Here is a 24,394-nt window from a genome sequence, read left to right on the forward strand (position 1 = left end):
GAGGTGTCCCGAGACAGTCAGCAAGGATCGTGCCGTTTTGCCCTCAGTGGCGACACGGGCGGCGTCTCTTCCAGCGCGCGCATCTCTTTGGCCAAGGCGGTGCGGCGTGCGCGCTCCAGCAGTTTCTCGATCGCGCTCTGGTCGCGCTTGGCAGACCGGGTCGCCTCGGCGGCGCGATTGACCATCAGTTCGGCGGTGTCGACGCGCGCCTGCGCGGCGGCGGCGGACTGGTGCAGCCGTTCCCGGAAATGCGCCTGCGCGCCCATCGATGCGGCGGAAACGCGCGTGTCCGGCGCGGGCGCAACCGCATCGGCCAGCGCCCGGATCCGGTTGTGCAGGCTGGTTTCGCTGGCGTGCTTTTCGTGCGCGCGCATCTCGTCGGCGCGCACCAGCCCCAGTTGCAGCGTGCGCACCCGGTGGATGCGCGCGAGCTTTTTGGCGTCAGGCACCGAAGACGCCGGTCAGTTCGGCGATCGCCTCGTCCAGGCTGACCGTCTCGTTCGATGCCTGCTTGATATATTCCATCACCACCGGATGCGCGGCGATGGCGTTGTCGATCGCCGGATCGGCGCCGGGGCGATAGGCGCCCATCAGCACCAGGTCGCGGTTTTCCTCGTATGTCGCCAGGTGCCGGCGCAATACGCGCGCGGCATGGACGTGGTCGGGATGCGCGATATCGGTCATCACGCGGCTGACCGACGGACCGATGTCGATCGCCGGATAGACGCCGCGCTCGGCGAGATGCCGGTTGAGCACGATATGCCCGTCCAGGATCGACCGCGCCGAATCGACGACCGGATCGTTGCCGTCGTCGCCATCGGCCAGCACGGTATAGATGGCGGTGATCGACCCGCCGCTGCGCACGTCGGTGCCGGCGCGCTCGATCAGATTGGGCAGCATCGCGATCGCGGACGGCGGATAGCCGCGCGCACTGGCGGGTTCGCCCAGCGCCAGCCCGATCTCGCGGCCCGCATGCGCGACGCGGGTCAGCGAATCCATGATCAGCAGCACCTTCTTGCCCTCGTCGCGAAAGGCTTCGGCGATGGCGGTGGCGCGCAGCGCGCCACGGATGCGCAGCACGGGGCTATGGTTGGCAGGCACCGCGACGACGACGGCGCGCTGGCGCGCCTCGCCCGCGACCTTGGTTTCGAGGAAGTCGGCGACTTCGCGGCTGCGCTCGCCGATCAGGCCGATGACGATGACGTCGGCCTTGGCCGCCTTCACCATCATGCCGAGCAGCACCGACTTGCCGACGCCCGACCCGGCCATGATGCCGACGCGCTGGCCCTGGCCGATCGTCAGCAGCCCGTTGATCGCCCGCACGCCGACGTCCATCGGCTGGAGCACGCGGCCACGATCGAGCGGCGATTGCAGCTTGCCGGCGAGCGGCCATTTGCCCGCACCGCGGATCGGGCCCAGGCCGTCGATCGGCTTGCCCGATCCATCGACCACGCGGCCCAGCATCGCCGCGCCGACCTCCGCCTCGCCCGGGGGGCCGATCGGGCGCACCGGCGCGCGCGGCAGCAAGGCGGCGGGGCCGCCTAGGTTCATCAGCAGCGTGCGGCCGTTGCGAAAGCCGATCACTTCGGCCTCGACGCGCGCCGCGCCCGTGTCGTTCGCGCTGCCGCCGCCGATCTCGCAGATCGTGCCCACGGGCAGCGACAGGCCCACCGCTTCCATCAGCAGGCCGTCGTAGGAGGCGAGCCGGCCCGACACTTTGGCGGTGGGGCGGAAGTCGGCGACGCCCAGCGTCTCCAGATAATCGGTGGTAAAGCGGTTCAACATCACGCGTCCGGGTTGGTCACGACGGGCAGCGGCACGCGCTCGATCGCCTGCGCCAACTGGCTGAGCCACAGGTCGGGGCCGTCCTCGACCAGGGTAGAGGTGCTTTCCAATACGAAGCTGCCGCGGGCGAGATGGGGATCGGCCGCCGCGAAGATCGACTTGGGCAAGGCATCGGCCAGTAGGGGCATGTCGTCGGGGTTGAGGCGCAGCAGCGCGGATTCGCTGGCATCGGCCAGCAGCTCCGCCGCCGCTTCGATCCGCGCGTTCAGCATGTCGGCGCCGACGCCGCATTCGCCGACCAATTTGCTCACCAGCATCATCACCGTGGTGCGCAGCTGGTGCGCGATCCGGTCACGGTCGAGCTGGTGGCCGTTGGCGAGCGCCGCGGCAAGCTGCGTCATCAGCGCCGCGTCGCGGTCGCCACTTTCGCGTGCCGCAGCGGCGGCAGCGGCCAGGCCCTCGGCATAACCGGCGGCATGCGCGGTTTCGACGGGATCGATGAAGGCCGTGGGTTCGGCCTCGGCGTCCAGCGGGTCCCAGCCCTGCGTCGGCTTGTCGCCGTCGCGATCGGCGGGGCTGAAATGCTTCGGTCCGACCGGGCGCTCGTCCGCATCGTCGGCGGCAGCGCGCGCGCGCGAATAATCCGGCGCGTCGCCGCCCAGCTCGCGCTCCAGCGTCGCCCACATGTCGCGCGGGGTGAAGCCGGGCACCGGCGGCGCGAACGCCGCCTGCAACAGATGCGTCGCGGTGTCGTGGCGCGAGGCGAAGCCGGCGACGAAGTCGGTCGGCTGGAGCGGCACGGTGCCGCGCGCGAAGGCGTCAGACATAATCGTCGTCGCCCGCGCCCATCACGATCGTGCCGTCCTTGGCCAGGTTGCGCGCGATGGTGATCATCGCCTTCTGCGCCTCCAGCACCTCGGCCAGCTTCATCGGCCCGCGCGCTTCCATCTCGTCGCGGATGCCGTCGGCGGCGCGCGCCGACATGCAGCCCAGGAAGCGGTTGCGGCCGTTTTCGTCGGTGCCCTTCAGCGCGCGCGACAGGATGTCGCCGTCGACGTTGCGGATCAGCGTGCCCAGGTTCTTGTCGTCCATGTCGAGCAGGTTGTCGAAGATGAACATCGCCTCTTCGATCGCCTTGGCGACTTCCTTGTCGATCTTGAACAGCTTGGGCATCACGCGCTGCTCGGTCGCCTTGCGCGCGCCCTGCAGGATCAGCGCCGCCTCGCGCGTGCCGCCCAGCGTCAGGCCGCCCGACGTGGTGCCGCCGCCGTTGCGCCGGTTGGCGAGCACGGTCTTCAGCGTCTCGATCGCATCGGCGTTGATCGGCCCCAGCCGCGCGATGCGGTGCAGGATGTCGGGCTGCACGCCTTCGGGCAGCAGTTCCAGCACCTTGCCGCCGACCGCGGGTTGCAGATGGGCGATCATCACCGCGGCGATCTGCGGATGCTCCTTTTCGATCATCTGCGCGATTTCGGGTGCATCCAGCCAGTTGAGCATCTCGAGTTCGCTCGACGTTTCGGCCGGTCCGATCCGCGCCAGGATGCTCTCGGCCTTTTCCTCGCCCAGCGCGCGCGTCATCAGCGCCTGCACCTTGGCGCGCGGATCGAAGGTGATGCCGTTGCGCTCGCGTGCCTTGCCGGTGAAATCGTCGAGTACCATCTGCATCTCCTCCTCGGAGACGTCGGCGACGTTGAGCATCGCCGTGCCCAGCTCGCGCACCTCGTCGGGATCGAGCTTCTGGAGCATGGCCGCGGCCTCTTCCTCGTCGACCAGCATCATCAGCACCGCGGCGCGTTCGACGCCGCTGAAGGTGCGCGGGGCGGGGGCTTCGCTCACTGCTCTTCAGCCTTCATCATGTCGCGCAGCGCCAGCGCGGCGCGGGCCGGGTTGTCGCGGGTGAAGCCGCGCACCGCCATGATCCGTTCGTCCATGGTCTGCGGCTGTTCCAACTGCTCGAGCGTCACCGGCTCGTGGACGGCGATGCCCAGCGGCGCGGCGCCGTCGGCGCCGATCCCGGCGGTGGCGCCCTCGGTGCCCTCGGCGCCGTCCGGCGCGTCGGTCTTGTCGGCGGCCTCCGCCTCGGCCTTGGTCTTGGCCAGCGTGTCCTCGCGCTTGCCCATCAGGCCCTTGGCGATCGGACGGACGCCGAGCAGCAGGACGAGCAGGGCGATCAGGATCGCGGTGCCGTTGCGCGCCGCCACCGGCACCCAGGCATTGTCGTACCAGGCGGGCGGGGCGACGTCGGTCGCATCGGCGAACTTGCGGCTGATGACCGTCACCTGATCCTGCCGCGCGCCATCGAAGCCGACCGCGCTCTTCACCAGATCGGTGATCTGCTGGATCTCCATCGCGGTGCGGCGGCTCTTGTCGGGATCGCGCAGCAGTACGGCGACCGACAGGCGCTTGATCGATCCCGGCGTCGCCTTGGTCACCGACACCTCGCGGCCCAGGTCATAGGCGCGCTGGAAGCTGTCGCTCTGCTTGTTCGGGTTGGGGGCGGGGCCACCGGCGACCGGCGAGGGGTCGGGCGTCGGCGCCGCACCCGACGCACCGTTCGCGGCCTGCGGCTGCTGCAACTGGCTGGCGGGCGGCGGCGTGTTGCTCAGCGCACCGGGGATGCCGCCGGGCGTCGTCGGGCTGGGCGCCTGATTGCCGGTCCAATTGCCCGTCTCGGCGCGCAGCGCGCCCTGCTTGTCATAGCTTTCGCGCGTCGCCTGCGTCTGGTCGAGGTTGATGTCGGCCTGCACCTCGGTGGTGAAATTGCCGGCGCCGACCAGCGGGGTCAGCAGCTGGATCAGCTGCTGGCGTACCTTGTCCTCGGTCTTGCGCTGCATTTCCAGCCGCGCGTCGCCCTCGGCATCGACGCCGCTCGCGCCGCCGGGCTTGGAGAGCAGCGCGCCCATCTGGTCGACGATCGTCACGTCCTCGGGCTTCATGCCGGGGACGGAGCTGGCGACGAGGTTGATGATCGACTGGACCTGCGCCTGGCTCAGCGCGCGGCCACCCTGCAGCTTGACCACCACCGATGCGGACGGCGACGCCTTATCGCGCACGAACACGCTGGCTTCGGGCATCGCGAGGTGGACGCGCGCCTCGGCGACCGCGTCGATATCCTCGATCGATCGGGCAAGTTCGGTCTCGCGCGCCTGGCGCAGGCGTTCGCCCTCTACTGCGCGGCTGACGCCCATCGGCAGCTGGTCGAGGATCGCATAGCCGCCGGGTGCCTGCTTGGGCAGGCCCTGGCCCGCCAGCAGCATCCGCGCCTTGCTGTACTGGTCCTCGTCGACGGTCAGGGCACCCGTGCCCTCGTCGATCCGGCTCTTGATGTTCGCCTGGGTCAGCGCGGCGGTGACCGCCTGCTTGTCGGCGTCGGTCAGCCCCTGGAACAGTGTCTTCTGCGTCGGCGTCGACAGTGTCATCCACGCCAGCGCGGCGGCTCCGATCAGCGCGACCAGCATCGCCATCGGCAGGCTGCGGCGCACCGCGGGCTGCGCCAGGACAGACTTGATCTGCAACAGCGGGTTGGCGAACTTCTCGGGCAGCGCGGGCGCGGCACCGGGCGTGGTGGTGGCGAGTGCAGTGGTCATCGATTACACCGGCATGCTCATGATGTCCTTGTAGGCGGACAGCAATTTGTTGCGGACCTGCAGCGTGGCCTCGAACCCTACCGAGGCTTCCTGGCGGGCGAGCATCACCTTGGCGATATCGACCGTCTCACCGCGTTCGTAACTTTCCGACAGCGCGCTCGCCTTGTTCTGGCTGGCGTTCACGTCCTTCAGCGCGTCTTGCAGCGTGTCGGCGAAGCTTGCGGGCTTCGTCGCGGCGCTCTGCGTCGGGGCTGCGCCCTCGGCCGATCCGGCGCGGGCCAGCGCCTGATTGCGTTCCAGGATCTGCGCGCGCAGCTGCATCACGCGGTCGACGCTCATCGCGCCACCGACACCACCGACGCCGCTCATGCCGAAGCCGCCCAGGCAGTGGCGGGCCGGGCGAGGTCGTCACCCTGTTCGCGCGCCTTGGCGAGGCGATAGCGCAGCGTGCGCTCGGAAATGCCCAGGCGCCGCGCGGTCTCGACGCGGCTGCCGCCGCACGCGGCCAGCATCTCGCGGATCGCCTGGAATTCGCTCATCTGCACCACATTGCCCAAGGTCGCCGGCTCGGCGGGCAGGGCAGGGGCGGCAGGCGCGACTGCGAACAGCGGCGTCACCGGGCTGGTCTCGCGGAAGGTGAAGCTGATCGGGCGGTCGAACACGATGTGGCTCGCCTCGATCGTGTCGCCGCCGGCGAACAGCAGCGCGCGCTGGATCACGTTTTCCAGCTCGCGGACGTTGCCCGGCCAGTCGTGGCGGATCAGCGTCTCGACCGCCTCGGCGGTCGGCCACGGCACCACCGCGCGGGTTCCGGCATGGCGCAGGATCATCGTCGCGGCGAGCGCCGGAATGTCCTGCGTGCGGTCGGCGAGCGGCTTGGTGCTGAGCGGGAAGACCGACAGGCGGTAGTAAAGATCGGCGCGGAAGCGGCCCGCGGCGACTTCGGCCTGCAGGTCGCGGTTGGCGCAGGCGACGACGCGCACGTCGATCGGCTGCGGCACGGAGGCGCCGATCGGCACCACCTCGCGCTCCTGCAGCACGCGCAGCAGCTTGGCCTGCAGTTGCAGCGGCATCTCGGCGATCTCGTCGAGCAGGATCGTGCCGCCGTCGGCCGCGCGGAAGAAGCCTTCGCCGCCCGACGATGCGCCGGTGAATGCGCCCTTCTGGTGGCCGAACAGCAGCGCCTCCAGCATGGTTTCGGGCAGCGCCGCGCAGTTGATCGCGACGAACGGCCCGTTCTTGCGGGGCGAATTGTTGTGGATGGCGCGCGCCAGCACTTCCTTGCCGGTGCCGGTCGGCCCGTTGATCAGGACGGTGATGTCCGCCTGCGCGACGCGTTCGGCCAGCGCCAGCAGCGCCAGGCTCTCGGGGTCGGCGGCGGTGGGCGTGTCGGGGCCGGCGACCAGCGCGCGGGCAAAGCCGTTGCCGACCGCGGCGTCTTCGGGACCGAAGGCGATGCGCGCCGGATTGCCGCCCTGCGAGGGCACGACATGGCGCGGGCCATCGCCGATGATGACCGTGCGCGCCGGGGCGGGCGGGGCCTCGCCCTCGGCGACCAGGAACAGGTCGGTCGCTGCGGGCTGGCCGGATTCGAACGATCCGATCCCGAAGCCCTGGGCGCGCAGGCCCGAAACGAGCGCATATTTGCGCTGCATCACTGCAGCGGAAGGAAAAATCGAACGCATGGTCATCCCCCAAGGATGAGCGTCGAAATGCGGCAAGACTGGTAAACGGGTCGTTAAAACGGTTGCCGCCCGGCAAAATATTTCCGGGCGCTCGTGCGCGCGCGCCGCGCCCGCCCCGCACCCGTGCCCGCGTACGCCGCACGTGCCTGCATGCGGGCGCGTGCTTTCTCCTGCCGCGCAATCCGGGTTCCCGGCCATCGCCGATGGCATGCGATTTTTTTGCTTAAAGCCCGTTTCGACCGGCCGTTACCCACCATGACGGCTCGGCCTTCCTCGCCAACGAGGCAGCGACAGGCCGCAGACCAATGGAGGTTCTCATGGCTGTTATCGGTACTAACGTTGCTTCGATCCGCGCCGCGAATGCGTCGACGGCCGCCAACCAGGCGCTGCAGACGTCGATGGAGCGCCTGTCGACCGGGCAGCGCATCAATTCGGCGAAGGACGATGCCGCCGGCATGGCGATCTCGGACACGATGACCGCGCAGATCCGCGGCATGAACCAGGGCATCCGCAACGCCAACGACGGCATCGCGATGGCGCAGACCGCCGAAGGCGCGCTGGGCGAAGTCGCCAACATGCTGCAGCGCGTTCGCGAACTGACCGTGCAGGCGACCAGCGGCACCTACAGCTCGTCGGACAAGACGAACATGCAGGCCGAAGTCTCGGCGCTGAAGACGCAGATCACCTCGACGCTCGCCAACACGCAGTTCAACGGCAACAAGCTGTTCGACGCAACGGCCGGCACCGTCAACACGACCGGCACCGCGCCGGCCCCCGTCGTCGCCGTGTCGAGCACGTTCAAGATCCAGGCGGGCGCCAACGCCGCCGACGCGGTCAGCCTGACGTTCAACAAGCTGACCAACAACGCTTCGCTGACCGCCGTGATCGGCGATGCCACCGCTCCGGCGCCGGCGCCGGTCCCCGGCATCGACCTGACGACCGCCGACAACTCGGCGCTCGCCACCGTCGACACCGCGCTCAAGACGGTCAGCACCTATCGCGCCGGCCTGGGTGCCGCGCAGAACCAGCTCCAGTCGGCGGTGAACAACCTCACCACCAACGCGACCAATCTTACCGCGGCGAAGAGCCAGATCACGGACGCCGATTTCTCGGCCGAAACGACCGCCCTCGCCAAGGCGCAGATCCTGAGCCAGGCATCCACCGCGATGCTGTCCCAGGCCAACCAGAGCCAGCAGGGCGTGCTCAAGCTGCTCCAGTAATGTCCTCCCTGACGGCCGGATAAATTCCGCAAGTTCGGACCGCGTCCGGCCGTATCCCAACATGGTAGCTCAGCCTTTCGCCCAGGGGGGGCGGCGGTGAGGTGCCAATAACCAACCAAGGATTGTCACATGGCTGTTATCGGCACCAACGTCGCCTCGCTCCGCGCGGCTAATGCTTCCACCTCCGCCAACGCGATGCTGCAAACATCCATGCAGCGCCTGTCGACCGGGCAGCGCATCAACTCGGCCAAGGACGACGCCGCCGGCATGGCGATCTCGGACACGATGACCGCGCAGATCCGCGGCATGAACCAGGGCATCCGCAATGCCAACGACGGCATCGCGATGGCGCAGACCGCCGAAGGTGCGCTGGGCGAAGTGTCCAACATGCTCCAGCGTGTCCGCGAACTGACCGTGCAGGCGACCAGCGGCACCTACAGCTCGTCCGACAAGACGAACATGCAGGCCGAAGTCACCGCGCTCAGCGCGCAGATCACCTCGACGCTCGCCAACACGCAGTTCAACGGCAACAAGCTGTTCGACGCGTCGGCCGGCACCGTGACCGCGGCAACCGCCGCACCGGCCCCGGTGGCGCCCGCCTACAGCACGATCAAGATCCAGGCGGGCGCGAACTCGGCGGATGCGATCAACCTGAAGCTCGACAAGCTGACCGACGACACGACGATCACCAATGCGACGTCGCTCGACCTCACCACCGCGACCAACACCGCGCTCGCCACGGTCGACTCGGCGCTCAAGACGGTCAGCACCTACCGCGCCGGCCTGGGTGCCGCGCAGAACCAGCTCCAGTCGGCGGTGAACAACCTCACCACCAACTCCACCAATCTTACCTCGGCGAAGAGCCAGATCACGGACGCCGATTTCTCGGCCGAAACGACTGCCCTCGCCAAGGCGCAGATCCTGAGCCAAGCATCCACCGCGATGCTGTCCCAGGCCAATCAGAGCCAGCAGGGCGTGCTCAAGCTGCTCCAGTAAGGTTCCGCTACCCGCGCAGCTCCGTCACCTTCGTGGTGACGGAGAGGCTCCTTCCTAACCCCCCTTACAGAAGGAACGATCATGACCGTCATCGGCACAAACGTGGCATCGCTGCGCGCCGCCAATGCCTCCACCAACGCGAATGCCGCGTTGTCCACCGCGATGCAGCGCCTGTCGACCGGGCAGCGCATCAATTCGGCGAAGGACGACGCTGCCGGCCTCGCGATTTCCGATACGATGACGGCCCAGATCCGGGGCATGAACCAGGGCATCCGCAACGCCAACGACGGCATCGCGATGGCGCAGACCGCCGAAGGCGCGTTGGGTGAAGTCTCCAACATGCTGCAGCGTGTCCGCGAACTGACCGTGCAGGCGACCAGCGGCACCTACAGCACGTCGGACAAGGCCAACATGCAGGCCGAAGTCTCCGCTCTGTCGACGCAGATCACCTCGACGCTCGCCAACACGCAGTTCAACGGCAACAAGCTGTTCGACGCGTCGGCCGGCACGGTCACCGCCGCCACCGCGGCGCCGGCACCGGTGGCGCCCGCCTACAGCACCTTCAAGATCCAGGCGGGTGCGAATGCGGCCGACTCGGTGAACGTCAAGTTCAACAAGCTGACCGACGACACGACGATCACCAACGCGACGTCGATCGACCTCACCACCGCGACCAACACCGCGCTCGCCACGGTGGACTCCGCGCTGAAGACGGTCAGCACCTATCGCGCCGGCCTCGGCGCCGCGCAGAACCAGCTGCAGTCGGCGGTGAACAACCTCACCACCAACTCCACCAACCTGACCGCGGCGAAGAGCCAGATCACGGACGCGGATTTCTCGTCCGAGACGACCAACCTCGCTAAGGCGCAGATCCTCAGCCAGGCCTCGACCGCGATGCTCGCCCAGGCGAACCAGAGCCAGCAGGGCGTGATGAAGCTGCTCCAGTAACGGCAGTCGACGACTTTCAGTAACCGCGTACTTCGGCGCGGGCACCGCCCCCCCCAAGGGTGCCGGCGCCGGACCGAGCTCGTCCCCCAAGGTCGAGCAAGCCAGAGCCCCGGTGGTCGCCAGCGACCGCCGGGGTTTTCGGCGTAGTGCCGCACGCAACGCCCGCCGCACGCACACCGTCTTCCGACGACCATAATGTCGTTCGGCAAATGTGGCGCGCACCGCCCGCCCCACCCAAATCGTCACCCGGACTCGTTCCGGGGTCCACTCCGCGGCGAGGGGGATGGCCAGAGCCTCCAGCCGCGCCCCCGCGGCCCGGTGGACCCCGGAACCAGTCCGGGGTGACGCGGCGTGCGGGGCGGGTGGACCGCCCCCAACCGGGCGCCGTTACCGATGCGCCGCGCGCGTCAGCCGGTCGTTGATCGCCTCGCCCAACCCCGCATGCGGGATCGGCGCGATCGCGATTCCCCTGGCGTCGCTCGCATCGGCTCGGTGCAGCGCATCGAACAGTCGCGCCGCCGCCTCTGTCAGGTCGCCCGACGCCGACAGCGTGTCGTCCCCTATTAAAGAGTCATAGCCGATCAGCCATTCGCCCGCGCGCCGCTTGGTCGCCTCCAGCCGCAGCGGCTTGACGGGGGCATAATGCGTCGCGAGCTGACCCGGCGCGGTGATCGCCGCGCCCTCGGCACGTCGCGTCACGGGGAAGGGCAGGTCGGCCGCCGCGATCGGCCCCGGCCGCAGGATCGTCCGGCCGGCGACAATCGTCGATTCCACGCCTGCCGCGCACGCGCCGTCGTCGATGATCAGCGGCACCCGCGCACCCAGGCTCCTGGCGACATGCTCCGCCCGCGTCGGGCTCAGCCCGTTGCTCGTATTGGCTGACGGCGCGGCGAGCGGCGCCCCGCTGGCGGCCAGCAGCGCCTGCATCGCGCGATGCCGCGGCACGCGCAGCGCGATCGTCTCCAGCCCCGCCGTCACCAGCGCGGCGATCCCGGCGTCGGCGCGCAGCGGCAGCACCAGCGTCAGCGGCCCCGGCCAGAAGCGCGCCGCCAGCGCCCGCGCGTCCGCGTCGAACACGGCAAGCCGCTCCGCCGCCGCCAGATCGGGCACATGCACGATCAGCGGATTGAAGCTCGGCCGCCCCTTCGCCGCATAGATACCCGCCACGGCCGTCGCATTCCGCGCGTCGGCGGCGAGGCCATAGACCGTCTCGGTCGGCACCGCGACGCATTCGCCGCGGGCGATTCGCGCGGCCGCCTCGTCGATCGCGGCCATGCCGTAGGGTAAGATGCGCGGGTTTGGATCGGCCATTTTCCGACGCTATATCGTGCTGATCCTTGGGAGAGAATGATGTCCTTTACCGCCGCCGTCGCCGACCAGCGTTTCGTGCTGGAGCATGTCGTGAAGATCGACGAACTGGCGAACACGGATCGCTTCGCCGCCGCCAGCCCGGATGTGGTCGATGCCGTGCTGGAGGGCGTCGCGAGCTTCGCCGCGGGCGAATGGGCGCCGCTCAACCGCGAAGGCGACACGGTCGGCGCAAAATGGACCCCCGACGGCGTCCATATGCCGGCCAATTTCATCAAGGCGTATAAGGATTACGTCGAGGGCGGCTGGGGCACGATCGGCGTGCCGGAGGATTTCGGCGGCCAGGGCCTGCCCTTCGCCATCCAGACCGCGGTGCTCGATACGTTGGGCAGCGCCAACATGGGCTTCGCGCTCTGCCCGACGCTCACCGTCGGCGCGATCGAGGCGCTGATCCACCACGGCACGCCCGAACAGCAGGCGCAATATCTGCCCCACCTCGCCACCGGCGCCTGGACGGGCACGATGAACCTCACCGAACCGCAGGCGGGCAGCGACGTCGGCGCACTGCGTTCGACCGCCAAGCCGCTCGGCGACGGCAAATGGTCGATCAAGGGCACGAAAATCTACATCTCGTTCGGCGACCACGACATGGCGGACAATATCGTCCACCTCGTCCTCGCCCGCACCCCCGATGCGCCCGCCGGCACGCGCGGCATCAGCCTGTTCCTCGTCCCCAAATATCGCCTCAACGCGGACGGCACGCCCGGCGACTTCAACGACGTGCGCGTCGTGTCGATCGAGCACAAGATGGGCCTGCACGCCTCGCCGACCTGCGTGCTGTCGTTCGGCGACCATGACGATTGCGTCGGCGAACTGATCGGCCCCGAACATGGCGGCATGCGCGCGATGTTCACTATGATGAACAATGCCCGCCTCAACGTCGGCCTGCAGGGCGTGCAGGTGGCGGAAGGCGCGACGCAAAAGGCGGTCGCCTATGCCCTCGAGCGCGTCCAGTCCGCCCGCGCCGGCTCGCCTGACAAAAATCCGGTCCGCATCGTCGAACACCCCGACGTCCGCCGCATGCTGCTGCGCATGAAGGCGCAGACTCAGGCCGCCCGCGCGCTCGTCTATTACGCCGCGGGCCAGGTCGATCGCGCCGGCCTCGGCGATGCCGCGGCGAAGAATCGGCTGGAGGTGGTGACGCCGCTCGCCAAGGCGCACGGCACCGACATCGGCAACGAAGTCGCCAGCCTCGGCGTCCAGGTCCATGGCGGCATGGGCTATGTCGAGGAAACCGGCGCCGCCCAGTATTTCCGCGATGCGCGCATCACGCCGATCTACGAAGGCACCAACGGCATCCAGGCCGCCGACCTCGTCGGCCGCAAGCTGGGCCTGGAAAACGGCGCTGCCTTCGCCGCGCTCGTCGCCGACATGCGCGCCGAGGCGCAGCATCCGGAGCTCGTCGCGCTGATCGACGCGGTCGACGCCATCGCCCACCGCCTCGCCACCGCGGACGCCGACGACAAGCTCGCCGCCAGTTACCCCTTCCTGACGATGACCTCGGTCGCGACCTGCGGCTGGCTGCTGGAACGCGAAGCCCGCCACGCGACGGGAGGCGAAACCTTCGCCCAGATGAAGCGCGCCAGCGTGGCCTTCTACCTCGACCAGATCGTCCCCGAAGCGCTCGGCCTGAAGGCGGCGGCGACGGCGAAGGCCGACGTCCTCTACGCCATCCCAGCCGAAGCCTTCGCCGCCTAACCAGTCATCCCCCGCCAGGGGGAGGTGGCACCGGCAAAGCCGGTGACGGAGGGGACGGTCAGCGGCGCACCTGATAACAGGACGCCCCGCGACCTCCCCCTCCACCATTCGGCTGACGCTGAACGGTCCCCCTCCCCCTGGCGGGGGAGGAATAAGCGCCGCCCCACCCACACCGTCACCCCGCATTCGTTCCGGGGCCCAAGTCTCCATGGGGGGCAGGAGACTCAAGATCGGGGCACCCGCCCGGAATGACGCCGGACCGAGCGTCACTGAAGCCTTCACAGCGCTGAAATCCTCCCCCGCCAGGGGGAGGGGGACCGTTCGGCGCAAGCCGAATGGTGGAGGGGGCGGTCAGCGACGTCCTTCATAACGGAGGATGCCGCCGACTTTCCCCTCCGTCACCACTTCGCGGCGCCACCTCCCCCTGGCGGGGAAGGACCGGGCATCGCCCCGCCCCCACCGTCACCCCGGACTCGGTCCGGGGTCCACTTTGCCACGAGGGAACGGCAAGAGCCTCCAGCTCCACCCCCAGCCGCCGGCACGCGTCCGCCGTGCGGCAGGAAGGAAAGGCGGCAACACCCACCACCCAACCCTTGCCAACCGCAGCATTCGTCCCGAAAGCGCAGGCATGTTCGATCTCGACGCCTATCTCGCCCGCATCGGCCTGCCGGCCCGCGTGACCCTTGACGCCGAAGGCCTCGGCCGCCTGCAGCGCGAACACCGGTTGGCGATCCCGTTCGAAAACCTCGACGTCCGCCTCGGCCGCGGGATCGCGATCGACAGCGCCAGCGTGTTCGCCAAGCTCGTCACCGCCAAGCGTGGCGGCTATTGCTTCGAACACAATCGCCTGTTCCTCGACGCGCTCGCCGCCTTAGGCTTCGACACGCGCCCGCTGCTCGCCCGCGTCTGGCTCGGCGCAACCGAGGTGCCGCCGCTCACCCACACGTTCAGCCTCGTGACGATCGACGGCGCGGACTGGATCGCCGACGCGGGCTTCGGCGGCAGCTATGCGCCGGTCATGGCGCTGGTCGACGGGTGGGAAGTCGATGCCCCCGACGGCGCGCGCTTCCGTCTGACGCGCGACGCCGCACACGGCTGGATGCTGCTGCGCAAGGGCGCTGCCGGCTCCACCGACGGCCGCGGCACGGGCGAGGGCTGGCAGCCGCAATACAGCTTCCACGAAACCGCCGTCGCCGATGCCGATCTGGCGCTGTCCAACCATTGGACGTCGACCGCGCCCGGCAGCCGCTTCACGCAGATGACGATCGCCAGCATCGTCCTGCCCCACGGCTTTGCCGGCCTGACCGATCGCCGCTACCACCGCCGCGCGGGTGACAACGACACCGAAAGCGAGATCACTGATCCGCGCGTCTACCGCATGCGCATGTCGCTGATGTTCGGGATCGACCTGACCGCGGACGAGGTGGCGGCGCTGGGGCTGTTCTAACGTCGGCCGGAGCGCCGCCAACCCCTGCCGCCCGAAAAGCCGCCGTGGCCGACCGTCACCTCGCAGGCGACGCCGTCGCCATCGCCGTCCATCTCGGGGCGATAGCCGGGTTGGTCGCGGAACAGTGGCGCCTTGCCGGCCGCCCGCACCGCGTCGCATCCGGAATAATAGACGGCCGCGCTTTCAGCCGCAGGCGATAGGGGAAGGAGCGCATGCAGGTCGGCGGCTGCGCTCGTCCCGGGCGGCGTGGCCGCCAGCCAGACACCGCCGAACGTCAGCGCCGACAGGCTGGCCGTCAATGCGAGAAACCGGCGATCCATGATCGCTCGGTTATCATCCTTGTGTTGCTAAACACTTAGGATCGCTGGTTTGCCTGAAGCTTGCCGTTACACCCGTTCGGCGTTCAGCAGGTCCGCCGCATCGAGCCCCAGCAGGTCGATATAGCCCCGGATCCGCGGCCACTGATTTTCGATGAAGCTCGCGCGTTCCGCCGCGCGCAGCTTGTCCGCCGCGCCCGGCAGCACGAACATGCCGACGCCGCGCCGCACCTCGACATAGCCGTCGTCCTGAAAGCTCTGATACGCCTTGGCGACCGTCAGCGGGTTGGCGCCATGTTCGGCGGCGAAGGCGCGAACCGAGGGAAGCTGGTCACCCGTGCGGTAATCGCCGCGCAGGATCCCGGCGGCGATGGTGCCACGCAGCCGGATGTAGACCGGGCTGTCCTCGTTGCTGAGCGCTGTCATGGTTGTTTAATACACCAGTCGCGTGAAAGGTCCATCCCAAACCTTTCCGTCCGAACCTGCCTTAAAATCCGTGTGATCAGGGCCAGTGGCTGATCACGCGTGCCAGATCGGGACGGGGCCGTTCGTCGAGCGGCCGGCCGGGTGTGCCGAGGAAGACGAAGCCCGCAATCCGTTCGTGCGGCCCGCCGAAGGCATCGCGCACGACTTCCGAAAAGGTCGGCCAGCCGGTCAGCCAGCCGCCCGCAAAGCCCATCGCATGCGCTGCATGCAGCAGGTTCATCGTCGCCGCGCCCGCCGACAGCTCCTGCTCCCAGCGCGGGATGTGGCTGGTCGTGCTGGGCGAAGAGAGCACGACGACCAAAGCCGGCGCCTGATGCGCGAACTGCTCCAGCGATTCGATCTCGATCCGCGCCGCCTGCGGGCGTTCGGCGCGATAGGCATCGGTGATCAGCGTCGCGAGCGCGGCGCGATCGTCAACGATGACGAACCGCCAGGGGGCGAGCTTGCCATGATCCGGCGTGCGTGCAGCGATGGCGATCATCTGCTCGAGCTGCTCGGGCGAGGGCCCCGGCGCGGTCAGGTCGCGCGGCTTGCCGGAACGGCGCGTGGTCAGCAACGAAAGCGGCGTGGAGGTGTCGTTGAACATGGGCGCCGCCATAGCCGCGAGACGCCGATGTTTACAGTCGCGGCTTTGTCGTTACTCTTGATACCATTAACGACGATGCGTGCGCAGCGATGCGGCACAGTTCAGGGAGCGTAACGAATGGTGGACACCCCGACCGCGGACAACCGCGGCGAGCCTGACATCAGCCATATCAATCCGGCCGCCGAAAAGACCTGGTTCGGCCACCCCCGCCAGCTCGCGCGCCTGTTCACCACCGAAATGTGGGAACGCTTCGGCTATTACGGCATGCGCGCGCTGCTGACGCTCTATCTGACGCAGCATTTCCTGTTCGGCGACCGCGCCGCGACCGGCCTGTATGGCGGCTATACCGCGCTCGTGTACCTGACGCCGCTGGTCGGCGGCTATCTGGCGGACCAGTATCTGGGGTCGAAGCGCGCGGTGAAGTTCGGCGCGATCCTGATGGCACTCGGCTATTTCACGCTCGCCTTCGGCGGCCAGCCCGCCAAGCCCTATGCGACGATCGACGGCCAGCGGTACGACGTCGCGGTCGCGCAGGTGAACGGTGTCGAGACGCGCTACGTCATCGACGGCACGCAGAAGCTGGCGATCAAGGGCAATGACGACGGCAGCGTCGCGCTGCTCGGGGCCGACGGCCAGCCGCAGCGCACGATCGCCAAGGGCGGCTTCGCGTCGGACGGCGAACGCAGCACCTTCTACACGACGCTGATGCTCATCGCCTTGTGCATGATCTCGGTCGGCAACGGCTTCTTCAAACCGAATATCTCGACCATGGTGGGTGAGCTCTACGCGCAGGGCGATCGCCGTCGCGACAGCGGCTTCACCATCTTCTACATGGGTATCAACCTCGGCTCGCTGCTCTCGCAATTCCTCTGCCCGCTGCTCGCGGTGGGTATTCCGGGCGTGTGGGCGGGGCTCGGCTGGTGGGCGGGCTTCGGCCTCGCCGCGCTCGGCATGCTGCTCTCGTGGATCCTCATCCAGTTCGATGGCGGTCGCCTGACCGGTTACGGCGAACAGCCCGCGGGCCAGCCCGCCAACCGGACGCTCGGCATCTATGCCGCGGCGCTGATCGGTATCCCGCTCTTCTACCTCCTGTTCGTCAACCTGATGAACAGCGCGGAATCGACCGCGGGGGCGGGCTCGATCGTCGCCTATGTCCTGGCGCTGCCGCTGATGGGCAAATTGCTGTTCGGCACCTTCATCATCGCGGTGCCCGGCATCCTGATCTGGAGCTTCGTGTCGGGCAGCCGCACCGAATTCCAGATGATGCTGGCGGCGATGGTGCTCATCACCTTCAACGTCGTGTTCTGGACGCTGTTCGAACAGGCCGGCTCCAGCCTCACGCTGTTCGCCGATCGCAACACCGACCTCCACATCTTTGGCTATCCGATCTCGGCCGGACAGACGCAGACGTTCAACGCGCTGTTCATCGTGCTCTTCGCCCCCGTCATGGCGGCGATGTGGACGAAGCTCGCCGCTGCGGGCCGTGAACCGTCGATTCCCGTCAAGTTCGGCATCGCGCTGATGGGCGTCGGCGCAGGGTTCCTGTTCCTCGTCTTCGGCAGCCGCTTCGTCGGGCCGGATTTCAAGGTCGGCATCTGGTGGCTCGCGGGGCTGTACCTGATCCACAGCCTCGCCGAACTGTGCATCTCGCCGGTCGGCCTGTCGATGATCACCAAGCTGTCAATCGCGCGCATCGTCGGCCTGATGATGGGCGTGTGGTTCCTGTCGATCTCGGTCGCACAATATTTCGCCGGCATGATCGCGCAGGTCGCCAGCGTCGAAACCGTCGGCGGGCAGGTCACGAACCTGAAGGTCAGCCTCGACACCTACAACGGCGTCTTCACCCTCATCGCCGAGTGGGCGATCGGCCTCGGTATCGTCCTGCTGCTGCTGTCCTGGCCGCTCAAGAAGTGGATGCACGGCGTGAAGTAACGCAAACCCGTCACCCCGGCCGCAGAGCCGGGGTCCCGCTTCTTCTGTCTGCGGCTACAGAAGCGGGACCCCGGGTCAGGCCCGGGGTGACGGATTCTGGTCGAGCCTCTTCGCCCGCCCCACCACGCTCGTCACCGCGACGTCCATCGTCACATTCCCCACGGTCCGGAACAGGTCCGGCACCGTCTCCACCGCCACCAGCAAGCCCAGCGCCTCGATCGGCACGCCCATCGCAAAGGCCACCGGCGCCAGGCTCGCGAAGAAGCTGATCGTCCCCGGTAGCGACACCGACCCCATCGTCGTGATCGCCGCGGTCGCCACCCCGGCCGCAAGCTGTCCCGGCCCGATCGGCACCCCCAGCCAGTGCGCGACATATAGCGCCACCGCCAGGTTCATCGCCGGGCTCGTCGCGCGGAATATCGCCACGGCCACCGGCAGCACGATCCCCGCGGTCGCCGGCGCCACGCCGATCGCTTCCGATCCCTTCAGCATCGCCGGCAGCGACGCGAGCGAGGATTGCGTGCTGATCGCGATCCCCTGCGCCGGTGCCACCGCTTTGGCGAAGGCGCGCACCGGCACGCCTCCGAACACCCGCGCCACGACATAGCCGGCCAGCAGCACGATGAAGCCGATCGTCGACACCAAAACGATATAATGCACCAGCGCCCCGAACGCCGCCGCGCCCGTCCGCGCGCCGACGCCATAGGCAAGCGCGAAGATGCCGATCGGCGCCAGCTTCAGCACCCAGCCGATGATGACCAGCATTGCGTCCGTGATGCTCTGGAACAGGTCGGTCAGCCGCTTGCGCGACTCCGCCTCCAGCCGCGTGATCGCAAAGGCGAAGGCGAGCGTGAACACGGTGAGCGGCAGGAACGCGTCACCCGACGCCGCCGCCACGACATTGGTCGGCACGATCGTGTTGAAGAAATCGGCCAGCGTCGGCACCTTGCCCATCACCGGCGCCGCGGTCAGCGCCGCGCGCAGCGCCTGCGACCATGCCTCCGGCAATGGCCAGGCATCCAGCAGCAGCGGCATCACCGCCGCCGACATCAATGTCGTCCCCCACAGCACCACGACGAACAGCGCCACCGCGCGCCCCGCAATCCGCCCGGCGCGCGCGGCTTCGGCAGTCGCGGCGATCCCCGTCACCAGCAACCCGACGATCAGCGGCACGATCACCATCTGCAGGGCATGCAGCCACGCCTCGCCGATCGGCTGGGTAACGGTCGTCACCGCCAGCGCGGCGTCACGGTTCAGCGCGACCCCCAGGATACCGAGCGCGATGCCGGCAACGAGCGCCAGAAGGATACGGGTGGCTTGCGACATCGGGTTCCTTGGCGCATCGGGAAAACACGAAAACGCATAGCGGGACGGAAACCACGCGATGGCAAGGAAATACTTCGGCACCGACGGAATTCGCGGGCTGACCAACGCGGGCGCGATGACCGCGGCGATGGCGATGAAGGTCGGCATGGCGGCCGGCGCCTATTTCCAGCGCGGCGATCACAAGCATCGCGTGCTGATCGGCAAGGACACGCGCCTGTCGGGCTATATGCTCGAATCCGCGCTCGTCGCGGGCTTCACCAGCGCCGGCATGGACGTCATCATGGTCGGACCCTTGCCGACGCCCGCGGTCGCGATGCTCACCCAGACGATGCGCGCCGACATCGGCGTGATGATCTCGGCCAGCCACAATCCCTTCGCCGACAATGGCATCAAGCTGTTCGGTCCCGACGGCTACAAATTGTCCGACGAGGCCGAACTGACGATCGAAGGCCTGATCGACAGCGAGGTGCCCCTGGCGCCCGCCGCGCAGATCGGCCGCGCGCGCCGCATCGACGACGCGCAAGGGCGCTACATCCACTTCGCCAAGAACACCTTCCCCACCGACCTGCGCCTCGACGGCCTGCGCGTCGTCATCGATTGCGCCAACGGCGCCGCGTACAAGGTCGCGCCCTCCGCGCTGTGGGAATTGGGCGCGGATATCATCGCGATCGGCGTCACCCCCAATGGCGTCAACATCAACAATGGCGTCGGCTCCACCGCGCCGCAGACGCTGTCCGAAACCGTCGTTGCATCGGGTGCCGACATCGGCATCGCGCTGGATGGGGATGCCGACCGCCTGATCGTCGTCGACGAACAGGGCAGGGTGATCGACGGCGACCAGCTGATGGCGACGATCGCCGCCGGCTGGGCGCGCCGCGGCCGGCTGGCGGGCGGCGGGCTCGTCGCAACCGTCATGTCGAACCTCGGCCTCGAACGGCATCTCAAGGCGCAGGGCCTCGGCCTCGTCCGCACTGCGGTCGGCGACCGCTACGTGCTCGAAAAGATGCGCTCGTCGGGCTACAATGTCGGCGGCGAACAGTCGGGCCACATCATCCTGTCGGATTACGGCACCACCGGCGACGGCCTCGTCGCGGCATTGCAGGTGCTCGCCGAGTTGAAGCGCGCCGGCGCACCGGCCAGCGAAGTGCTGCACCGCTTCGAACCGCTGCCGCAATTGCTCAAGAACGTCCGTTTCGCCGGCGGCAAGCCGCTGGAGGCGCAGTCGGTCAAGGACGTGATCGCCGCCGCCGAGGCCGAGCTCGCCGGCACCGGCCGCCTCGTTATCCGCCCGTCGGGCACCGAACCGGTGATCCGCGTGATGGCGGAAGGCGACGATGCGCGTCAGGTCGAAACGCTCGTCGACCGCATCTGCGACGCCGTCCGACAGGCCGCCGCCTGATGCTGGAAATGCGCCCCGACTGCGAGCGCTGCGGCATGGACCTGCCCGCCGACGCACCGGGTGCGTTCATCTGCTCGATGGAATGCACCTTCTGCACCGAATGCGCCGACGCGATGGACGAACGCTGCCCCAATTGCAGCGGCGAACTCCTCGACCGCCCGACGCGGCTCGGCAAACTGCTGAAGGCGAACCCGGCCAGCACGGAACGCCGCTTCCAGGGCTGATCCCGCCCCCTTCGTCATCCCGGCGAACGCCGGGATCCATGGACACGGCGCCACCAGCGTCGGCACACCACCGCGACCTCACCACCACCATGGATCCCGGCGTGCGCCGGGATGACGAATAAATTTGGTTCACGCGGAGACGCGGAGACGCGGAGGTGTAGCGCAAGGATCCGCGGCAGCTCTCACCAAAACGGTTCGACAATGGACCCCGCCCGCGAAACACGGCGCTCATTCCACGCGCGCAACCCTCCGCGTCTCCGCGTCTCCGCGCGAACCCAATCTCCATCGCCACACGCACCGCCGATGGTTCACGCAAAGCCGCGAAGCCGCAAAGAAACCTCACCCGCGGCCCCGCCGCCACCCACGCAACCCCTTGGCGTCTTCGCGTCTTCGCGCGAACCAAAACCGCTGTCCTACACGCCCCCAAATATGCCATGGCACACCCTTATGGCTCACCCGACAAGCCACACCCCCGCCATCGTCATCGCCACGCCCCAGCACGGGGAGCGAGTCCGGACATTACGTACCGTCCACTTCGTCCACTTCCGGAAACATTCATGATCCCCCGCGTCCTCATCATCGCCGGTTCCGATTCGGGCGGCGGCGCCGGTATCCAGGCGGATATCAAGACCGTCACGATGCTCGGCGGCCACGCCATGAGCGCGATCACCGCGATCACCGCGCAGAACACGTTGGGCGTAGAGGACGTCGTTCCAATTCCGGCGAAGGCGGTGGTGCGGCAGATGGCCTGCGTTGCGGAGGACATTGGGATCGACGCGGTAAAGATCGGCATGATCGGCGGCGCCGACACCGTCGCTGCGGTCGCCGATGAACTCGCCCACGGCCTGTACGGCGGGCGCATCGTCTTCGATCCCGTCATGATCGCGACCAGCGGCGCGCGCCTTGCCGACGACCGCACCATCGCGGCCATGGAACGGCTTGCGCGCCTGGCCGCGGTGGTGACGCCCAACCTGCCCGAACTCGCCGTCCTGTGCGGCGTCGAAACGCTCGCGGACGAGGATGTCGAATCCGCCGCCATCGCCTTCGCCACCCGGATCGGTGCGGCCGTGCTGGTCAAGGGCGGCCATGCTGAGGGCGACATCGTCCACGACCGGCTGGTCGACGCCTCGGGCGTCATCGCGCATTGGACCCATCCGCGGATCGACACCCGCCACACCCACGGCACCGGCTGCACGCTGGCGAGCGGGATCGCCACCGGTCTTGCCGCCGGGCTGCCGCTTGCCGACGCCGTGGGGCGGGCCATCGCGTATGTGCAGGCCGCGCTTGCCGCCGCACCCGGGCTTGGCGCAGGGCATGGCCCTATGGGACACACGTTGGGCGTCACGCCCTTTGCCACGATCGCCGCTACATGCCCGGACTGAAGCACGAAAAAGCCTGCCTGCCCCCCGTCGCCGGGGTGGACGAGGCGGGGCGCGGCCCGCTCGCCGGACCGGTCGTCGCCGCCGCGGTGGTGCTGCCCGCCAAGGGCATTCCGCGCGGCATCGATGATTCCAAGAAGCTCTCGGCCACCGAACGCGCTCGCCTCTGCACGCTGATCCAGACCCGCGCCGTCTTCGGCATCGGCATCGTCGAGGCGGACGAGATCGATACGCTCAACATCTATTGGGCGACGATGAAGGCGATGACGCTCGCGGTCGATGCCCTCACGCTCAAGCTCGGCTGCGATCCCGGCCATGTGCTGGTCGACGGCAACCGCCTGCCGCGCTGGTCCTACCCGGCGACGGCGATCGTCAGCGGCGACGCGCACAGCCTGTCGATCGCCGCTGCGTCGATCCTCGCCAAGGAAACGCGCGACGCGATCATGCTCGAACATGCCGCGGTTCACCCGCATTATCACTGGCATTCGAACAAGGGCTACGGCTGCAAACACCATCTGGCGGCGCTGCTCGAACACGGGCCGACCCCGATTCACCGCCGCAGCTTCGCGCCCGTCGCGGCCGCCTACGCGCGAATCACGCCGGATGCGGCGGCGGGACCGCTGTTTACCGCCTCTGCCGCTAACCAATTTCATGGCTGAGTCTTTTGAGTCACACCCCCAGCGCTGGGGGACGCGCGGAATCGCCGCTCCCATATCTTGCGGGGCCGAGTCGTTGGTCGGGCCGCTTAACGGGATGGCAAGCTTTATCGTTAACCACTCAGGCCTTGACGCGAGTCCACCATCTGACGCGAATAGGGGTCCAAGGGGGACGTGATGGCGGTTATCGAGAAGGTCAGGCAGCCGAAGGTTGCGCGCGCGACGGTGCGCAAGGTGGCGGCGCCGCTCGACACGCGCGTGCTGCCGCTCGACCAGATCGTCCGCGGCGATTGCATCGCGGCGATGCGCGCCATGCCCGACAAGTCGGTCGACATGATCTTCGCCGATCCGCCCTACAATCTGCAATTGGGCGGCGAGCTGTTCCGTCCCGACGGCAGCCATGTCGATGCCGTCACCGACGATTGGGACAAGTTCGACACCTTCGCCGCCTATGACGCCTTCACCCGCGCCTGGCTGGCCGAGGCGCACCGCATCCTCAAGGACACCGGCTCGATCTGGGTGATCGGCAGCTATCACAACATCTTCCGCGTCGGCACGGCGGTGCAGGATCTGGGCTATTGGATCCTCAACGACATCGTGTGGCGCAAAGCCAATCCGATGCCCAATTTCCGCGGCACCCGCTTCACCAACGCGCATGAGACGCTCATCTGGGCGTCGAAGGGCGAGGGCGCGAAATACACCTTCAACTACCGCAGCATGAAGACCCTGAACGACGAGTTGCAGATGCGCTCCGACTGGGAATTCCCGATCTGCGGTGGGCAGGAACGCCTGAAGAAGGACGGCGTGAAGGTCCACCCGACGCAAAAGCCCGAGGCGTTGCTCTACCGCATCCTGCTCGCCTGCACGAAGCCCGGCGACGTCGTCGTCGACCCGTTCTTCGGCACCGGCACCACCGGCGCGGTCGCCAAGCGCCTGGGCCGCCACTGGATCGGCATCGAGCGTGAGGGCGATTACATCGCCGCCGCCGAGGAACGCATCGCCGCCGCGCTGCCGCTCGATGAATCGGCACTGTCGACGATGCAGTCGCCGCGTCAGCAGCCCAAGGTCGCTTTCGGCGTGCTGGTCGAAAACGGCTATCTCCAGCCCGGCGCGGTGCTCACCGACACCAAGCGCCGCTTCCGCGTGACGGTCCGCGCCGACGGCAGCCTGCTGTCGGACTGCGGCGCCAGCGGCTCGATCCACAAGCTCGGCGCGACGCTGCAAGGCGCACCCGCCTGCAACGGCTGGACCTTCTGGCAGCATGAAGCCGGCGGCAAGCTCCAGCCGATCGACACGCTGAGACAGACCTACCTGCTCGCGACGCAGCCGTAAGGTCCCCCTCGGCAAAAGCCGGG

At 68.3% G+C, this 24,394-nt stretch carries 23 protein-coding genes; 11 read left to right on the forward strand and 12 right to left on the reverse strand.

Translation table 11 applies throughout. The features are described 5' to 3' along the window. Positions 1-17 precede the first annotated feature (17 nt). Genes GGR47_RS07300 through GGR47_RS07330 form a run of 7 tightly spaced genes read right to left on the reverse strand, consistent with a single transcriptional unit; the run spans position 18 to position 7,057 of the window. A complete protein-coding gene (locus tag GGR47_RS07300; RefSeq protein WP_147036193.1) occupies positions 18-449 on the reverse strand; it encodes a hypothetical protein in 432 nt (143 codons plus the stop codon). Further along, the gene (locus GGR47_RS07305) at positions 442-1,785 is read right to left on the reverse strand and encodes a FliI/YscN family ATPase (protein ID WP_017980125.1); all 1,344 of its coding nucleotides are present in this window, start codon (positions 1,783-1,785) and stop codon (positions 442-444) included. The genes GGR47_RS07300 and GGR47_RS07305 overlap by 8 nt, the downstream gene beginning before the upstream one ends. Further along, positions 1,785-2,612 carry a FliH/SctL family protein gene (locus GGR47_RS07310; protein ID WP_147036192.1) on the reverse strand — a complete coding sequence of 276 codons (828 nt, stop codon included), beginning with the start codon at positions 2,610-2,612 and terminating at the stop codon, positions 1,785-1,787. The genes GGR47_RS07305 and GGR47_RS07310 overlap by 1 nt, the downstream gene beginning before the upstream one ends. Further along, positions 2,605-3,621: a flagellar motor switch protein FliG gene (gene fliG, locus GGR47_RS07315; RefSeq protein ID WP_017980123.1), complete on the reverse strand. Its 1,017-nt coding sequence runs from the start codon at positions 3,619-3,621 to the stop codon at positions 2,605-2,607. Before fliG ends, GGR47_RS07310 begins: the two co-directional genes overlap by 8 nt. Next, positions 3,618-5,372 (reverse strand): flagellar basal-body MS-ring/collar protein FliF, encoded by a 1,755-nt coding sequence (gene fliF / locus GGR47_RS07320; RefSeq protein ID WP_147036191.1) that lies wholly within the window; start codon positions 5,370-5,372, stop codon positions 3,618-3,620. Before fliF ends, fliG begins: the two co-directional genes overlap by 4 nt. Before the next feature lie 3 nt (positions 5,373-5,375). Next, on the reverse strand, positions 5,376-5,741 hold the full coding sequence (fliE, locus tag GGR47_RS07325; protein WP_017980121.1) for a flagellar hook-basal body complex protein FliE: 366 nt from the start codon (positions 5,739-5,741) through the stop codon (positions 5,376-5,378). Next, positions 5,738-7,057, reverse strand: a complete 1,320-nt coding sequence (locus tag GGR47_RS07330; RefSeq protein WP_024310346.1) for a sigma-54 interaction domain-containing protein — start codon at positions 7,055-7,057, stop codon at positions 5,738-5,740. Before GGR47_RS07330 ends, fliE begins: the two co-directional genes overlap by 4 nt. A gap of 317 nt (positions 7,058-7,374) precedes the next feature. Here GGR47_RS07330 and GGR47_RS07335 point away from each other — a divergent pair, with 317 nt between their 5' ends. The 3 genes from GGR47_RS07335 to GGR47_RS07345 all read left to right on the forward strand — a co-directional run bounded on the left by GGR47_RS07335 (position 7,375) and on the right by GGR47_RS07345 (position 10,221). Beyond that, positions 7,375-8,277, forward strand: a complete 903-nt coding sequence (locus GGR47_RS07335) for a flagellin N-terminal helical domain-containing protein (RefSeq protein WP_018250613.1) — start codon at positions 7,375-7,377, stop codon at positions 8,275-8,277. 129 nt (positions 8,278-8,406) lie between these two features. Further along, positions 8,407-9,273, forward strand: coding sequence for a flagellin N-terminal helical domain-containing protein (locus GGR47_RS07340; protein WP_147036190.1), 867 nt, complete (start codon positions 8,407-8,409; stop codon positions 9,271-9,273). Between the two features lie 81 nt (positions 9,274-9,354). Next, positions 9,355-10,221: a flagellin N-terminal helical domain-containing protein gene (locus tag GGR47_RS07345; RefSeq protein WP_017980117.1), complete on the forward strand. Its 867-nt coding sequence runs from the start codon at positions 9,355-9,357 to the stop codon at positions 10,219-10,221. A gap of 387 nt (positions 10,222-10,608) precedes the next feature. Here the strand turns inward: GGR47_RS07345 and GGR47_RS07350 are convergent, their stop codons facing one another. Next, complete coding sequence (locus GGR47_RS07350) at positions 10,609-11,532, reverse strand: L-threonylcarbamoyladenylate synthase (protein ID WP_244305058.1); 924 nt, start codon at positions 11,530-11,532, stop codon at positions 10,609-10,611. A 36-nt stretch (positions 11,533-11,568) separates the two neighbouring features. On the opposite strand from GGR47_RS07350, the gene GGR47_RS07355 reads away from it, so the two are divergent. Together GGR47_RS07355 and GGR47_RS07360 are read left to right on the forward strand one after the other, a co-directional pair. After that, positions 11,569-13,287 (forward strand): acyl-CoA dehydrogenase family protein, encoded by a 1,719-nt coding sequence (locus GGR47_RS07355; RefSeq protein ID WP_147036189.1) that lies wholly within the window; start codon positions 11,569-11,571, stop codon positions 13,285-13,287. Between the two features lie 628 nt (positions 13,288-13,915). Then, entirely contained in the window at positions 13,916-14,734 is an 819-nt protein-coding gene (locus GGR47_RS07360; RefSeq protein WP_147036188.1) for an arylamine N-acetyltransferase family protein, read from the forward strand. On the opposite strand, the gene GGR47_RS07365 is transcribed toward GGR47_RS07360, so the two are convergent. The 3 genes from GGR47_RS07365 to GGR47_RS07375 all read right to left on the reverse strand — a co-directional run bounded on the left by GGR47_RS07365 (position 14,731) and on the right by GGR47_RS07375 (position 16,123). Then, complete coding sequence (locus GGR47_RS07365) at positions 14,731-15,054, reverse strand: excalibur calcium-binding domain-containing protein (RefSeq protein WP_147036187.1); 324 nt, start codon at positions 15,052-15,054, stop codon at positions 14,731-14,733. The two genes, GGR47_RS07360 and GGR47_RS07365, sit on opposite strands and share 4 nt — an antisense overlap. A gap of 66 nt (positions 15,055-15,120) precedes the next feature. Then, the gene (locus GGR47_RS07370) at positions 15,121-15,477 is read right to left on the reverse strand and encodes a GntR family transcriptional regulator (protein WP_017980112.1); all 357 of its coding nucleotides are present in this window, start codon (positions 15,475-15,477) and stop codon (positions 15,121-15,123) included. Positions 15,478-15,553: 76 nt separating this feature from the next. Further along, positions 15,554-16,123 carry a nitroreductase family protein gene (locus tag GGR47_RS07375; RefSeq protein ID WP_147036186.1) on the reverse strand — a complete coding sequence of 190 codons (570 nt, stop codon included), beginning with the start codon at positions 16,121-16,123 and terminating at the stop codon, positions 15,554-15,556. 117 nt (positions 16,124-16,240) lie between these two features. Here GGR47_RS07375 and GGR47_RS07380 point away from each other — a divergent pair, with 117 nt between their 5' ends. Further along, positions 16,241-18,055 (forward strand): peptide MFS transporter, encoded by a 1,815-nt coding sequence (locus tag GGR47_RS07380; RefSeq protein ID WP_147036185.1) that lies wholly within the window; start codon positions 16,241-16,243, stop codon positions 18,053-18,055. Positions 18,056-18,130: 75 nt separating this feature from the next. Here the strand turns inward: GGR47_RS07380 and GGR47_RS07385 are convergent, their stop codons facing one another. Continuing rightward, positions 18,131-19,381 (reverse strand): dicarboxylate/amino acid:cation symporter, encoded by a 1,251-nt coding sequence (locus tag GGR47_RS07385; protein ID WP_147036184.1) that lies wholly within the window; start codon positions 19,379-19,381, stop codon positions 18,131-18,133. 58 nt (positions 19,382-19,439) lie between these two features. Here GGR47_RS07385 and glmM point away from each other — a divergent pair, with 58 nt between their 5' ends. The 5 genes from glmM to GGR47_RS07410 all read left to right on the forward strand — a co-directional run bounded on the left by glmM (position 19,440) and on the right by GGR47_RS07410 (position 24,371). After that, complete coding sequence (glmM, locus tag GGR47_RS07390) at positions 19,440-20,780, forward strand: phosphoglucosamine mutase (protein ID WP_147036183.1); 1,341 nt, start codon at positions 19,440-19,442, stop codon at positions 20,778-20,780. Then, a complete protein-coding gene (locus GGR47_RS07395; RefSeq protein ID WP_147036182.1) occupies positions 20,780-21,004 on the forward strand; it encodes a DUF1272 domain-containing protein in 225 nt (74 codons plus the stop codon). The genes glmM and GGR47_RS07395 overlap by 1 nt, the downstream gene beginning before the upstream one ends. A gap of 557 nt (positions 21,005-21,561) precedes the next feature. After that, positions 21,562-22,386, forward strand: coding sequence for a bifunctional hydroxymethylpyrimidine kinase/phosphomethylpyrimidine kinase (gene thiD / locus GGR47_RS07400; RefSeq protein ID WP_147036181.1), 825 nt, complete (start codon positions 21,562-21,564; stop codon positions 22,384-22,386). Next, the gene (locus tag GGR47_RS07405; protein ID WP_147036180.1) at positions 22,374-23,042 is read left to right on the forward strand and encodes a ribonuclease HII; all 669 of its coding nucleotides are present in this window, start codon (positions 22,374-22,376) and stop codon (positions 23,040-23,042) included. The genes thiD and GGR47_RS07405 overlap by 13 nt, the downstream gene beginning before the upstream one ends. A 174-nt stretch (positions 23,043-23,216) precedes the next feature. Beyond that, the gene (locus tag GGR47_RS07410) at positions 23,217-24,371 is read left to right on the forward strand and encodes a site-specific DNA-methyltransferase (protein ID WP_147036179.1); all 1,155 of its coding nucleotides are present in this window, start codon (positions 23,217-23,219) and stop codon (positions 24,369-24,371) included. Positions 24,372-24,394: the final 23 nt, after the last annotated feature.

This window comes from Sphingomonas aquatilis, assembly GCF_014196115.1.
In the GTDB taxonomy this organism is placed as follows: domain Bacteria; phylum Pseudomonadota; class Alphaproteobacteria; order Sphingomonadales; family Sphingomonadaceae; genus Sphingomonas; species Sphingomonas aquatilis.

Coding starts and splice junctions, on each gene's coding strand:
- GGR47_RS07305 (WP_017980125.1), bottom strand. CDS start 1,785: ATGTTGAACCGCTTTACCACCGATTATCTGGAGACGCTGGGCGTCGCC.
- GGR47_RS07310 (WP_147036192.1), bottom strand. CDS start 2,612: ATGTCTGACGCCTTCGCGCGCGGCACCGTGCCGCTCCAGCCGACCGAC.
- fliF (WP_147036191.1), bottom strand. CDS start 5,372: ATGACCACTGCACTCGCCACCACCACGCCCGGTGCCGCGCCCGCGCTG.
- fliE (WP_017980121.1), bottom strand. CDS start 5,741: ATGAGCGGCGTCGGTGGTGTCGGTGGCGCGATGAGCGTCGACCGCGTG.
- GGR47_RS07330 (WP_024310346.1), bottom strand. CDS start 7,057: ATGCGTTCGATTTTTCCTTCCGCTGCAGTGATGCAGCGCAAATATGCG.
- GGR47_RS07335 (WP_018250613.1), top strand. CDS start 7,375: ATGGCTGTTATCGGTACTAACGTTGCTTCGATCCGCGCCGCGAATGCG.
- GGR47_RS07340 (WP_147036190.1), top strand. CDS start 8,407: ATGGCTGTTATCGGCACCAACGTCGCCTCGCTCCGCGCGGCTAATGCT.
- GGR47_RS07345 (WP_017980117.1), top strand. CDS start 9,355: ATGACCGTCATCGGCACAAACGTGGCATCGCTGCGCGCCGCCAATGCC.
- GGR47_RS07350 (WP_244305058.1), bottom strand. CDS start 11,532: ATGGCCGATCCAAACCCGCGCATCTTACCCTACGGCATGGCCGCGATC.
- GGR47_RS07355 (WP_147036189.1), top strand. CDS start 11,569: ATGATGTCCTTTACCGCCGCCGTCGCCGACCAGCGTTTCGTGCTGGAG.
- GGR47_RS07360 (WP_147036188.1), top strand. CDS start 13,916: ATGTTCGATCTCGACGCCTATCTCGCCCGCATCGGCCTGCCGGCCCGC.
- GGR47_RS07365 (WP_147036187.1), bottom strand. CDS start 15,054: ATGGATCGCCGGTTTCTCGCATTGACGGCCAGCCTGTCGGCGCTGACG.
- GGR47_RS07370 (WP_017980112.1), bottom strand. CDS start 15,477: ATGACAGCGCTCAGCAACGAGGACAGCCCGGTCTACATCCGGCTGCGT.
- GGR47_RS07375 (WP_147036186.1), bottom strand. CDS start 16,123: ATGTTCAACGACACCTCCACGCCGCTTTCGTTGCTGACCACGCGCCGT.
- GGR47_RS07380 (WP_147036185.1), top strand. CDS start 16,241: ATGGTGGACACCCCGACCGCGGACAACCGCGGCGAGCCTGACATCAGC.
- GGR47_RS07385 (WP_147036184.1), bottom strand. CDS start 19,381: ATGTCGCAAGCCACCCGTATCCTTCTGGCGCTCGTTGCCGGCATCGCG.
- glmM (WP_147036183.1), top strand. CDS start 19,440: ATGGCAAGGAAATACTTCGGCACCGACGGAATTCGCGGGCTGACCAAC.
- GGR47_RS07395 (WP_147036182.1), top strand. CDS start 20,780: ATGCTGGAAATGCGCCCCGACTGCGAGCGCTGCGGCATGGACCTGCCC.
- thiD (WP_147036181.1), top strand. CDS start 21,562: ATGATCCCCCGCGTCCTCATCATCGCCGGTTCCGATTCGGGCGGCGGC.
- GGR47_RS07405 (WP_147036180.1), top strand. CDS start 22,374: ATGCCCGGACTGAAGCACGAAAAAGCCTGCCTGCCCCCCGTCGCCGGG.
- GGR47_RS07410 (WP_147036179.1), top strand. CDS start 23,217: ATGGCGGTTATCGAGAAGGTCAGGCAGCCGAAGGTTGCGCGCGCGACG.